Below are 12198 nucleotides of genomic sequence, written 5' to 3'. Positions count from 1 at the left end.
GCAGACAAAAAGTGCGGCCCCCTCCGTGGAGGGAGCCGCACTCTTTAGCCAGCTGGGATCAGCGGGAGGCTAGAAGCCGCCCATGCCGCCCATGTCGTCGCCGCCGCCGACGGCCGGAGCAGACTTCTCCGGCTTGTCGGCCACAACGGCCTCGGTGGTGAGGAACAGGCCGGCAATGGAAGCCGCGTTCTGCAGGGCAGAGCGGGTTACCTTGACGGGGTCGTTCACACCGGCAGCCAGCAGGTCGACGTATTCGCCGGTTGCTGCGTTCAGGCCGTGGCCGGCGGGCAGGCCGCGGACCTTGTCCACCACAACGCCGGGCTCGAGGCCGGCGTTGAAGGCGATCTGCTTCAGCGGGGCGTCGATGGCAACGCGGACGATGTTCGCACCGGTTGCTTCGTCGCCTTCGAGCTGCAGGTTGGCGAATGCCTTGGCGCCGGCCTGGATGAGGGCCACGCCACCACCAGCAACGATGCCTTCTTCGACGGCAGCCTTGGCGTTGCGGACAGCGTCCTCAATGCGGTGCTTGCGCTCCTTGAGCTCAACCTCCGTGGCGGCACCGGCCTTGATGACTGCAACGCCGCCGGCCAGCTTGGCCAGGCGCTCCTGCAGCTTCTCGCGGTCGTAGTCGGAGTCGGAGTTTTCGATCTCGGCGCGGATCTGGGAAACGCGGCCGGCGATCTGGTCGGCGTCGCCTGCACCCTCGACGATGGTGGTCTCGTCCTTGGTCACGACAACCTTGCGTGCCTTGCCCAGGAGGTCCAGGCCCGCGGTCTCAAGCTTGAGGCCGACTTCCTCGGCGATAACCTGTCCGCCGGTGAGGATGGCGATGTCGGCCAGCTGCGCCTTGCGGCGGTCACCGAAGCCCGGAGCCTTGACGGCGACGGACTTGAAGGTGCCGCGGATCTTGTTGACGATCAGGGTGGCCAGGGCCTCGCCCTCGATGTCTTCAGCGATGATCAGCAGCGGCTTGTTGGACTGCATGACCTTCTCGAGGACAGCAACCAGTTCCTTGACGTTGGAGATCTTGGAGTTGACGATCAGGATGTACGGGTCCTCGAGGACCGTTTCCTGGCGCTCAGTGTCCGTGACGAAGTACGCCGAGATGTAGCCCTTGTCGAAGCGCATGCCTTCGGTGAGCTCCAGCTCGAGGCCGAAGGTGTTGGACTCCTCGACCGTGATGACGCCTTCCTTGCCCACCTTGTCGAGGGCTTCAGCGATCAGGGCGCCGATTTCGTCGTCACCGGCGGAGATGGAAGCCGTGGCGGCGATCTCTTCCTTGGTTTCGATTTCCTTGGCGGAGTCCAGCAGTTCGGCGGTGACGGCCTCAACGGCCTTCTCGATGCCGCGCTTGAGGGACAGCGGGTCAGCGCCGGCCGCGACGTTGCGCAGGCCTTCCTTGACCAGTGCCTGGGCCAGGACGGTGGCCGTGGTGGTGCCGTCGCCAGCGACGTCATCCGTCTTCTTGGCAACTTCCTTGACCAGCTCGGCGCCGATCTTCTCGTAGGGATCGTCCAGCTCGATCTCCTTGGCGATGGAGACACCATCGTTGGTGATCGTGGGGGCGCCCCACTTCTTTTCGAGGACGACGTTGCGGCCACGCGGGCCGAGGGTGACCTTGACGGCGTCGGCGAGGATGTTCAGGCCCCGCTCAAGACCGCGGCGTGCCTCTTCATCAAATGCAATGATCTTGGCCATAACGGCAGTAGTCCTTTCGGGACAGTCGTTAAGAAGGAACCTCGCTGCGGTGCCCGCGACGGACGATCCCTCCCGCAGGCCTCTGTACGCCCAACAGTCCGGATCTCACCCCAACCAGGTGTTTCTTTCGCTCCTTGCGCCGCCGCCGGGGCAGTACCGGCCGGAACCGGACGACCCTTTAGCAGTCGGCACGCTGGAGTGCTAATCAATAATTAGCACTCCCCCGGGGAGAGTGCAAGCAGATGCCTCTTCTTTATCCCGCACTACGGCGCAGTATTCGCTGCCAGCGATCAGCCCGCGGACCTGCCGGCGGCCTCACTGCCCGTGAGGGTGGCCTTGTTGTCGGCCCCATAGGTGAACACCATGTACTTCGCCGCGGTCACGTCCCCGCTGGTATCGAAGCGGACGGGGCCCGACTCGCCGTCGTAGTCGATGGCCTTTCCGTCCCGGATGGCCGCCAGGCAATCCTTGTACGTCGTGCAGGCAGTCGGCTTGCCTGACGGCGATGCGGACCCACGGCTGCCGGACGTGCCGCCGGAGACGGAGATGAGCGTCCCGGCGATGGAGGCACCGGCGTCGTCCTCCGCCGCGGCGGCGGCCAGGGCCGCGAGGTTCACGGCGTCATAGGTCTCCGCCGCGAACGTCATGTCCTTGAGTCCCGGATCGACGGCCACCAGTTCAGCCTGGAAGTGCGCGGACGGGAAGGCGCCGGGCACCAGGGCGCGTGCGCCCTCCAGCGCCTTGGAGCCGAGGTCGGAGCCGTACTGCCTGAAAGCGCCGTCGGCCAGGATGAGCTTGTTGCCCGGCAGCCCGGCGTTGGCGAGCTCGGCAATGGCGCCCTGCGCACCGTCCCGGGCAATGACGACGACGGCGTCCGGCGCCGCGTCGCGGGTGGCCGACGCCGCCGTCCGGGCCTCGCCAGCCTTGAAGCCGGTGAGCGTCACGGGGTCCAGACCACCGGCCTTGGCGGAAGCGGAAACCGCTGACGATAATTCCTGGCCGTAGGTGCCGTCCTCGTAGACCACCGCGAGTCGCTTGGCTCCGGCGTCCTTGGCGATTTTCACCAGAACAGGCGCCTGGGCGGTGTCCGCCGCCGCTGTGCGGAAGTAGTAGCCGCCGCTCTTGTAGCTGCTGAGTTCCGGGGCCGTGTTGGCGGGAGAGATGAGTGTGATCCCGGCCTTGGACAGCACGTCGATGGCGGCCGGGGCGCGGCTTGAATCGGTGGGGCCGATGACGGCATCAGCCTTGGCGTTGACGAGCTCCCGGGCCTGCGCGGCGGTGTCGCCGCCGGTGGTTTCGGGCAGCAGCTCCACGGGCCGGCCCTTGTGCCCGCCTGCAGCGTTGATCTGCTGGACGGCGAGCTTGGCCGCGGCCAGTTGGGCGGCGTTCAGGAAGGCCTGGGACCCGGTGTTGTCGAGGATCAGCCCGATCCGCAGGGTTCCGTCGCCGCTGGCCTCAACGGGAGCCGTCCGGGCATTGTCTCCGGATCCGGAGCAGGCGCCGAGTGCCAGCACAACGGCGGTGCCCCAGACAGCAGTACTCCGGAAACCTGTGCCGCGTGCCACTAGACGGGCCGGACCATTTCTGCCTGCGGACCTTTTTCGCCTTCGCCCAGTTCCAGCTCCACGCGCTGGCCTTCCTCAAGGGAACGGTACCCGTCGGTCTGGATGGCCGACCAGTGCACAAAGACGTCGTCGCCCGAGTCGTCAACAGTAATGAAGCCGTAGCCTTTTTCCGCGTTGAACCACTTCACGGTTCCCAATGCCATGATCCCCACACTTTCAGCTTGCTCCCGTAAGGCCCACGTCGGTGTGTGCCGTGAATTACGCCTTGAAGCCTGCCTTCACTCTATCCAAACAGGACCTCGGCGGCGCAGGCCGGCTGCCCCGGGCGGAGGCAATAGTTATTCAGGCGTAACCGGGATGGCTACTGGTAGCCGGGGCCGAGCACCACGGCAACGGACGTCGGGAAGTCCGCGCTTTCCACGAGCGTGGGGATGTTCAGCAGTGCACTGAGTGCCTCGGCGTTGGCGCGGTGTGCGGCGTCGGAGTAGAAGATCACGGACTGCTGCTGGGGCGACCCCTGCCAGTTCGCCACCTCGCCGAGCACCCAGCCATCTGACTGGACCGTGGCGCCCACGCGTCCGGCCAGGCCGGAGGTCAGCGTTCCGTTGAAGATGTCGACCGGCTGCGACTTGTCGAGGGCCGCAGGGGCGATGGTTTCAGAGGTGGCGGGCTCCAGCGTGGAGGGGGAAGCCGGTTCGGAGGCAGCCGTGGACTGCGACGCCGTGCCGGTGCTGCTGGGCGTCGCACTTCCGGAGGCCGTTGCGCTGGCCGACGCCGGGGTGCCGGCTGCCGCGGCGGACGGCGGTGTGATGGCGGGCTGGAAGCCCAGCTGCGGCAGCAGGAGGAATGCAACAAGGCCCACGGCGAGGGCCCCGATCCCAACGGAAAGGATCGGCCACAACTTGGGGCGGGACGGCGCGGAGACAGCGCGGTGTACGCCCTGCCGGGAGGAGACCTCAGGCACCCTGTCGAATTCGTCCCGAGCAAAATTAGTCATGGTAAACAGGCGTCCTTGTTGGTTTTCGCCGGCAGTGCGGCACTAGCAATTACGCGTCAGATCCAAGGCGGCGTGCAGTGCGGGCCCGCTGACGTGACGTACGTAGTCTACGCAATCTCTTCACCAGCATGGGGTCGTGCGCCAGCGCGTGCTCTGTATCGATCAGCGCGTTGAGGATCTGGTAGTAGTGCGTGGCGGACAGGTCAAAGAGTTCCCGGATGGCCTGTTCCTTGGCGCCGGCGTACTTCCACCACTGCCGTTCCAGGGCGAGAATCTGCTGCTCCCGCTCTCCCAGTGGCGAGTCCCGGAGCTTGAAGTCGTCCAGCAGGGAGCCGCTCCGCAGACCGTGCTCCAGCAGTGAATCCTGCCCCGAACCCTGCTCGGAATCTTGCGCGGCGAGGTGGTCCTGCAACGGCTCGGCCACTGCGCTCTCCTTAGCTGAATCCGGTCAAAGTACCTCCCCTATGTTACGGAGGAATAACAGCGTTGTCATTTGCGGCGCGGATGCTGCGGCGGCCCTTCCACGATTTTGCGCCGCGGGCCCATGACTGCAGTGCGGAAGAATGGACGGCGTGATGGAACCTGAACCCCTCTTCGATCTGGAACCAGCCGGGATAGCCGGCCCGGATTTTGCCGAGCTCTCCGGACTGCCGTTCAGCGAGCTGATGGCACCCGACTGGGCAGCTGCCCTGGCCGGGGTGGAAGCCGACTTGAGGTCCGTCCTGTCTTTCCTGGCCGGCGAGGAGGCCGCCGGGCACCGGGTGCTGCCATCGGCGTCGAACGTTCTCCGGGCATTCCGGCAGCCGTTGAACGGTGTGCGGGTCCTGATCGTGGGCCAGGATCCCTACCCCACCCCCGGACATGCTGTGGGGCTCGCCTTTTCCGTGGACGCCGGCACCCGCCCCATCCCGCGCAGCCTGGCCAACATCTACAAGGAGCTTGAATCGGACCTGGGCCTGCCGCCGCGGGTCCACGGGGACCTCGGCGCCTGGGCGGACCAGGGCGTCCTGCTCCTCAACAGGGTGCTGAGCGTGCGTGAGGGCGCCGCCGGCTCCCACCGCGGCAAAGGCTGGGAAACGGTCTCGACGGCGGCCGTTGCCGCCGTCGCCGGGCGCCGGACGGCGGAGGGAAACCCAGCGCCGCTCGTCGCCGTGCTGTGGGGCAAGGACGCCGAGGGCGTCCGGCCACTGCTGGGCAACACGCCCGTGGTGTCCAGCGCCCACCCCAGCCCGCTGTCCGCCTCGCGCGGGTTCTTCGGCTCCCATCCGTTCAGCCGCGCCAACGCACTGCTGACGGAGCAGGGCGCGGGCCCCGTGGACTGGGCACTTCCGGCAGTCCCGTCAAGGAGCTCAGGCTAGGCTTACCTGCATGACTTCCGTTCCGGCCGCCACCTCCGCCACCAAGAAATCCCGCCCGCAGGTCACCTTGACTGTGCTTCGGCGCGAGCAGCTTTCCGCGCACATGGTGCGGATCGTCGCCGGCGGCCCGGGATTCGCTGATTACATCAACAACGACTTTGTGGACCGGTACGTCAAGATCGTCTTTCCGCAGCCTGGCGTTGAGTACCCGGAACCCCTGGACCTGTGGGCCGTCCGGGAAACGATGCCCCGGGAGCAGTGGCCCTACACCAGGACCTACACGGTCCGCTGGGTGGATGCGGCAGCAGCCGAACTGGCCATTGATTTCGTGGTCCACGGTGACGAGGGCCTGGCCGGCCCCTGGGCGGCCAGGGCCGAACCGGGTGACAGCCTCATCTTCACCGGCCCGGGCGGCGCCTACAACCCCGATCCGGCCGCGGACTGGTACCTCCTGGCCGGGGACGAGGCCGCCTTGCCGGCCATGGCCGCCGTCATCGAGTCCTTGCCGGAGCACGCCCGGGGCGTTGCGTTCATCGAGGTGGGCTCGGACGCGGACGTGCAGGAGATCGCTGCGCCGGCCGGGCTCGAGCTGGTCTGGCTGCAGCGCGGCGGCGTCCCGGCCGGCGAGAGCGGCCAGCTCGTGGAGGCGGTGCGCAACGCCGCCTGGCCGGAGGGCCGCGTGAACGTGTTTGCGCACGGCGAGCGCGGCTACATGAAGGGCCTGCGGGACGTCCTGTTCCGCGAGCGAGGCCTGGACCGCAGCCAGGTTTCGCTGTCCGGCTACTGGGCCAAGGGCCGGGTCGAGGACGACTTCCAGGCCGAGAAGAAGCTCCCCATCGGCCAGGTCTAGCTGGCCGGATTTAGCCGGGAGGACCAGGCGGGAACAGCTCTAGCGGCGTCGTGCGCGCCGCCGCTCATTGCTGGCGAGGTTCCGCGTGAGCGGCCGTGCCAGCGTGTCACCCAGCACAATGCCGCCGGCAACGCCGAACACGATGGCCCCGGCGCTGAGCATCCCGCCGGCCCCGAGCAGGATCTCGGATTCCTCGATGGTCAGGACGTACATCGACCGGAAAATGGTGAGGCCCGGCAGGAGTATCAGACCGGCCGGCACGGCGACCACAAGCTGCGGCGCACCCAGCTTCAGCGCCACCACACGGGCCAGCAGGCCGATCACCACGGCGGCGAGCGCCGGCGAGAACCTCGGGCCAACGCCCACCGCCTCACCGCCGATCAGGGTGAGATGCCCCACCACGCCGACGGCCGCCGTCGGAAGCAGCAGCTTCCAGTCCGTCTGTTCCGTAATGCCGATCGCCACGACCGCGACGGCAACCAGGATCACCTGCACCCAAAGGAAGTATGCCGGCGGGAAGGTTTCGGTGACGTCGATCGGCTCCATCCCGATCCTGTCCCCCACCACAAAGGCGACGGCGATCCCGGCGACCACGGCCCCGAACGTCAGTAGGGTGGACAGGAACCTGCCGGCCGCCGTGACGGGAAAGCCGTTGATGGCGTCCTGGACCGAGGACACGAGCCGCCCGGTGGGAAGCAGCAGCAGAATGCCGCCCACCACCACGATGGCGGGGGCCAACCGGATCCCGACGGGACTGCCGAACCGCCACAGCAGCAGCGCGATGACCGTCACCACAAACGAGCAGGCCGCCGTGATGAAGAAGTCTGGCGTCCGCCAGCGGCCCAGCTTCCGGGCCACCAGGCTGATGAGCAGGTTGGACGCGAACGCGACGGCGGAGGCGCCGGGGCCGCCGCCGATGACGGCGACAAACACGGCCGAGAACACAGCGAATGCGACCGTCACCATCCAGCGCGGGTACGGCTTGGGGCGGCGGACAATCTCGTCGAGCCGGCGGACGGCCTCCTCCCGGCCCACGCCTCCGGCGACGATGTCGGTGACCAGCTGGTGGACCTGGGCAAGCCCGGCATAGTTGTTTGTCCAGGAACGGACCACCCGCAGGAGAGTGATGGGGGTCTGGTCCTTGGCTGCGTAGTTGATGCCCACTGACTGGTTGGTGATGTCCACCTCGATGTTTTTCAGCCCCAGCGCAGCTGTGACGGCGATGATGCTGGTTTCCACCTCGAGGGCGCCGGCGCCGTACCGGAACATGGACTCGGCAAGGTGCAGCGCAAAGTCCATCGTCTTGCGGGCGGACTCGTCGATCCCGCCCACCTGGATCATGGGATTGGCATAGGGGCTCCCGGCGAGCCGGTCCACGATGCTCAGCGGCGCCGTCGGCGGGTTTTCCCCCTGCACCAGGCGGCGCAGCATGCGCTTGGCCGCCGCGTTCTGGTGCATCTGCGAGGCGGTGAGCGGCTCCGTCTTGGGCAGCCCGTCCGTGGGCGGCCGGTTGGCGCCGCGGGGTTGTTTGGTCATTCAGGGCTCCCCTCTGTCAGTGCCTTAGCCGTTCAGTGCCTTAGCCGTTAAACGTCCCGGTCAGTAAAACTGTTGCCCGGTGCGGCGCGTGTACAGCTGCCGGGCGATACGTTCGCCGGCAGCTATCCATGCCCTGTACTTCAGCGGGCTGATGACCTGGTCATAGCAGCCCACGAAGTCCGTGACGGTTTTGCTGAAGCTGGTCTTGAAGAGCCCCAGTCCGTGGAAGGGATTCGACGTGTCCTTGAGCTTGTCGCTGGGTGGCGTTCCGCAGAAGTCGTATTCCGTGCAGCCCAACTCCTTGAGCTGGTTGATGGCGGTCCACTGCACCAGGTGGGAGTCGCCGTACTGGCCGCGCTTCTGCAGGGACCCGCCGTCCTTGTACGTGCCCTTGCGGCCATAGTTGATGACGAAGGCACCGACTGAGGGCACGCCGTTTTCGTACACGAACATGAGCCTGCCCTGGCTTCGCTTGATGAAGTTGGTCCAGAACTGGCGGTAGTAGTCGTATTCGCGGACGCGGACCTGCGACTTCGCCTGGACCGTGTCGGTCATGAGGGCGTACATGGCCTTGAAGTTTTCCTCGCTGGGGTCCACGTTGTGAACCTCGACGCCTTCCCGGATGGCGCGGCGGACGGCGTTCCGTCCCCGCGAGTGGAGGTTGCGCAGCAACTGGTTCTCCTCGGGGGAAATATCCAGCAGGGCCGTGGAGTCGTTGGGCTGCAGGTTGTGCGTCTTCACCAGCCCGGCCCCCTCGATGACCGCGCGGGCGGCGTCGCTGAGGATGATGTCCGGCTCGATCTTGATGGCGAAGACGCCCAGCCGTGCCCGCTTGACGAATTCGGCATTCGCCGCGGCAATGCCCGGAATGTCCTCGACGGCGGCCACGTCCGGCCCCTTGATCAGGTACCAGAGCTTGCCGAGCACCGGGAAGCTCTTTTCCAGCACCAGGTTGTAGCTGGTGTAGTCGGCCGTCTCGTAGACGAGGTGCAGGGTCTTCCAGCCGAAGTGCTGTTTGACCTCGGCGAAGGCCTCCGACTGCAGCAGGTTTCCGCCGTTCGGATTCGCGGTGACGTGGGAGTCCCAGTTGGCGACCTCTTCGGAGGTGGCAAAGCGGGCAGTGAATTCTCGCAAGTGTGCCGTATCCAATCTTCGCTTACGTTTCGTGCAGATGCCGGAGAAGCAGCCTCAAGTCTATCCGTCAGGCCTCCCCGCCTGCTCGCGCCGGGCACGTGATCCTCGTCAGAGCCGCACCTGCCGAAGGTCCGTCAGTGCCAGCGCAGCCCCGCCCGGCGCGCCCTCCGGAACGCCCGCGGCGAGCCGGTCGGCGTCGGCTAGGCGCGCCAGGTCAATCCCGGTCAGCGCGGCAATGTTCGCGATGGGGACCTGGAAGGTGCGGAAGGGTCCCAGCGGCGGGGGCTCCTCGGCGAGCAGGCGTTTCCTGACCATCCTTGCCAGTTCCTCCGGGCCCAGCAGCGGGGACTGGTCCAGCAGGAAGCCCGCCGCGGCCAGCACTCCGTCCATGGTCCAGGCTGCGATCTTCCAGAATTTCCGGGGTATCTGGACGCCCCGGTACGGAAGGTCACCGGCATCGAGGACAGGGCCGGTGAAGACGCTGATTCGGGCGTCGTATTGGCTGGCATGGCGTAGCACGTGGTCTTCCAGGCCGGCCCAGAGTTCCTTTCCCTGGTTGAATGCGGCAGCCTGCGGTGCCGCGTTGGGGTAGGAGAAGGTGTCCTGGTTTGCGGTCAGCGCCGTGCTCCCGTCACCCCAGACGGGGTCGAGGCGGCGGACGAGGTGGCCCCGGTCCAGGTCATTGTGCTGGTACACGTCCGGTCCGGTCTGGAGCCCCTGCGGCACCCGGGGGTCGAAGTGCCAGGTTCCCTCGCGCTCCAGCGGCACCAGTGTTTGTCCGTTGATGTTGACGCCGGTCACGGCGGCGAGCCTGCGCGCCGGGGACAGCCGCACCGAGAAGTGGGTGTAGTCGAGGAGGAGCGTGGGCGCGTCCGGACCGGGCAGGTCAAGGGCCGCATGCAGGAAGCCGGGATCGTAGCCTTCGCCCATGGTTTTCATGGTTGCACGTCCGGCTGGGAATCCGCCCGTCATGCCTTGACTCTGGCTGCGCCGTTGGCAACTGTAGAGCAATGGGAAGCAGGGACAGCGCGCCGGCCGCTCGAGCCGGGAACGGCACCAGCGCCGGGAAGGGCACCAGCGCCGCCGGTGACGGCACGCATCCCGCGCCGCGGCGCACCGCCGTCGAACTGGCCGCGCTCCTGGGGTTCTTGGCGGCCTCGGCCCTGGTGGCCTGGCTGGGCTCGCAGGCAACCATCAGCAACGTCACCGGCTGGTACGCCGCGGCGGACAAAGCTCCGTGGTCACCGCCGAACTGGGTGTTCGGGCCGGTCTGGACCGTGCTTTACACGGCCATGGCCGTGGCTGCCTGGCTTGTCTGGCGCAGCCGCAGCCCGAACCGCAGGGCCGCGCTCACGGTCTACGGCGTGCAGCTTGCCCTGAACCTGGCGTGGACACCCGTGTTCTTCGGGCTCTATCCGGTGTGGGGTTCGGCAGCGCTCTGGCTGGCGCTGGGCATCATTGTTGCGCTGGCACTGGCTGTGGCCGCCACCGTGCTCCTGTTCGGGCCGATCCGCCGCACGGCCGGTGTGCTGATGCTGCCGTACCTGTCGTGGGTGGTCTTTGCGTCGAGCCTGAACCTCTGGGCCGCTGCCAACAACTAGGTTCCGACGGACTCAACCATCGGGTCAGCACTCGACGACGTTGACGGCGAGGCCGCCCATCGCGGTTTCCTTGTATTTCGAGCTCATGTCCTTGCCGGTCTCGCGCATGGTCACGATGACCTCGTCGAGTGAGACCCGGTGCGAGCCGTCGCCCCACAACGCCATCTTGGCGGCGTTGATGGCCTTCGCGGCAGCGATCGCGTTGCGCTCGATGCAGGGCACCTGCACCAGCCCGCCGATCGGATCACAGGTCAGCCCGAGGTTGTGCTCCATCGCGATTTCCGCGGCGTTCTCCACCTGCGCCGGCGAGCCGCCCATCACCTCCGCAAGCCCGGCCGCCGCCATCGACGACGCCGAACCCACCTCGCCCTGGCAGCCCACCTCCGCCCCGGAGATCGACGCCTGCTCCTTATACAGCACCCCGACGGCGCCGGCGGCGAGCAGGAAACGGACCACCACGTCGTCGCGGTCCTCCTGCGTCGCCCGGTCCATGCCGGGCGCGAAATGCAGCGCGTAGTACAGCACGGCCGGGATGATCCCGGCGGCGCCATTGGTCGGGGCGGTCACCACACGCCCGCCCGAGGCATTCTCCTCGTTGACCGCCAGGGCGATCAGGTTCACCCACTCCTGCCAGTACTTCGGGTCCCGGTGGTTCCCTCCGTGGTCACCGCCTTCCTTCAGCAGGCGTTCGTGCCAGTCAGGAGCACGACGGCGGACCTTCAGCCCGCCGGGCAGCAGCCCCTCCCGCTTCAGGCTGGTATCCACGCACCCCTCCATCACCGAATAGATGTGCAGCAGGCCCTCGCGGATCTCCGCCTCGGAGCGGGACGCGCACTCGTTGACCAGCATGATGTCCGCGATCGACAGGCCCTGGGCACGGCAATGCTCCAACAGCTCCGCCGCGGTCCGGAACGGCAGCGGCAGTTCGTTCTTCGACGCCTCCAGCTCCTGCTGCGCCGCCTCCTCCTCGCCCTCCCGGACAATGAACCCGCCGCCGACGGAGAAGAACGTCGCCTGGTGAAGCACGTTCCCTCCGTCGTCGAACACCGTGAACGTCATGCCATTGGTGTGCCGCGGCAGCACAGTCAGCGGCCGCAGCACCATGTCCTCCACCCCATACGGCAACGGCACCGAACCGGCCAGCTGCAGGGTCCCGGTCTCCGCGATCGACGCCAGCCGTTCTTCGACCTCATCGGGAAGGATCAGCTCGGGGTGGTACCCCTCCAGGCCCAGCAGAACCGCCGTCATGGTGCCATGCCCGTGCCCGGTGGCAGCGAGCGAACCGTACAGGTCCACCCGCAGCGACGCCACGCTGTCCAGTTTGCCGGAGGATTTGAGCTCCCCGGCAAAGACGGCAGCGGCACGCATCGGCCCAACGGTGTGCGAACTCGAGGGCCCGATCCCAATGGAAAAGAGATCAAAGACTCCAACGGCCATAAAACAATCCTAACTAGACACG

General features: G+C 67.1%; 12 protein-coding genes. 3 read left to right on the top strand and 9 right to left on the bottom strand.

Going from position 1 to position 12198, the window contains the following annotated elements; translation table 11 throughout:
• Positions 1-69: 69 nt before the first annotated feature.
• The 5 genes from groL to ACFRAH_RS01935 form a co-directional block, all read right to left on the bottom strand.
• Positions 70-1698: a chaperonin GroEL gene (gene groL / locus ACFRAH_RS01955; RefSeq protein ID WP_377989235.1), complete on the bottom strand. Its 1629-nt coding sequence runs from the start codon at positions 1696-1698 to the stop codon at positions 70-72.
• A 290-nt stretch (positions 1699-1988) separates the two neighbouring features.
• Positions 1989-3263, bottom strand: coding sequence for an ABC transporter substrate-binding protein (locus ACFRAH_RS01950; RefSeq protein WP_377989234.1), 1275 nt, complete (start codon positions 3261-3263; stop codon positions 1989-1991).
• Entirely contained in the window at positions 3263-3466 is a 204-nt protein-coding gene (locus ACFRAH_RS01945; RefSeq protein WP_377989233.1) for a cold-shock protein, read from the bottom strand. Before ACFRAH_RS01945 ends, ACFRAH_RS01950 begins: the two co-directional genes overlap by 1 nt.
• A gap of 158 nt (positions 3467-3624) precedes the next feature.
• Complete coding sequence (locus tag ACFRAH_RS01940) at positions 3625-4260, bottom strand: LytR C-terminal domain-containing protein (protein WP_377989232.1); 636 nt, start codon at positions 4258-4260, stop codon at positions 3625-3627.
• 49 nt (positions 4261-4309) lie between these two features.
• Positions 4310-4684 carry a DUF3263 domain-containing protein gene (locus ACFRAH_RS01935; protein WP_377989231.1) on the bottom strand — a complete coding sequence of 125 codons (375 nt, stop codon included), beginning with the start codon at positions 4682-4684 and terminating at the stop codon, positions 4310-4312.
• 151 nt (positions 4685-4835) lie between these two features.
• Here ACFRAH_RS01935 and ACFRAH_RS01930 point away from each other — a divergent pair, with 151 nt between their 5' ends.
• Positions 4836-5618: a uracil-DNA glycosylase gene (locus tag ACFRAH_RS01930; protein ID WP_377989230.1), complete on the top strand. Its 783-nt coding sequence runs from the start codon at positions 4836-4838 to the stop codon at positions 5616-5618.
• Positions 5619-5628: 10 nt separating this feature from the next.
• Positions 5629-6468: a siderophore-interacting protein gene (locus ACFRAH_RS01925; RefSeq protein ID WP_377989229.1), complete on the top strand. Its 840-nt coding sequence runs from the start codon at positions 5629-5631 to the stop codon at positions 6466-6468.
• Positions 6469-6507: 39 nt separating this feature from the next.
• On the opposite strand, the gene ACFRAH_RS01920 is transcribed toward ACFRAH_RS01925, so the two are convergent.
• The 3 genes from ACFRAH_RS01920 to ACFRAH_RS01910 all read right to left on the bottom strand — a co-directional run bounded on the left by ACFRAH_RS01920 (position 6508) and on the right by ACFRAH_RS01910 (position 10068).
• Positions 6508-8004, bottom strand: coding sequence for a threonine/serine exporter ThrE family protein (locus tag ACFRAH_RS01920; RefSeq protein WP_377989228.1), 1497 nt, complete (start codon positions 8002-8004; stop codon positions 6508-6510).
• A gap of 60 nt (positions 8005-8064) precedes the next feature.
• Positions 8065-9138: a lipid II:glycine glycyltransferase FemX gene (locus tag ACFRAH_RS01915; protein WP_377989227.1), complete on the bottom strand. Its 1074-nt coding sequence runs from the start codon at positions 9136-9138 to the stop codon at positions 8065-8067.
• Positions 9139-9246: 108 nt separating this feature from the next.
• Positions 9247-10068: a DNA/RNA non-specific endonuclease gene (locus ACFRAH_RS01910; protein WP_377989504.1), complete on the bottom strand. Its 822-nt coding sequence runs from the start codon at positions 10066-10068 to the stop codon at positions 9247-9249.
• Between the two features lie 80 nt (positions 10069-10148).
• On the opposite strand from ACFRAH_RS01910, the gene ACFRAH_RS01905 reads away from it, so the two are divergent.
• Positions 10149-10739 (top strand): TspO/MBR family protein, encoded by a 591-nt coding sequence (locus tag ACFRAH_RS01905; protein WP_377989226.1) that lies wholly within the window; start codon positions 10149-10151, stop codon positions 10737-10739.
• 24 nt (positions 10740-10763) lie between these two features.
• Here ACFRAH_RS01905 and ACFRAH_RS01900 read toward each other — a convergent pair whose 3' ends face one another.
• Positions 10764-12176, bottom strand: a complete 1413-nt coding sequence (locus ACFRAH_RS01900; protein WP_377989225.1) for an L-serine ammonia-lyase — start codon at positions 12174-12176, stop codon at positions 10764-10766.
• Between the last annotated feature and the right edge of the window lie 22 nt (positions 12177-12198).

This window comes from Arthrobacter sp. NPDC056727, assembly GCF_042790555.1.
Classification (GTDB): domain Bacteria; phylum Actinomycetota; class Actinomycetes; order Actinomycetales; family Micrococcaceae; genus Arthrobacter.
The sequence above is the reverse complement of the archived record's forward strand: the minus strand, read 5'-3'. Positions and strand labels throughout refer to the sequence as shown.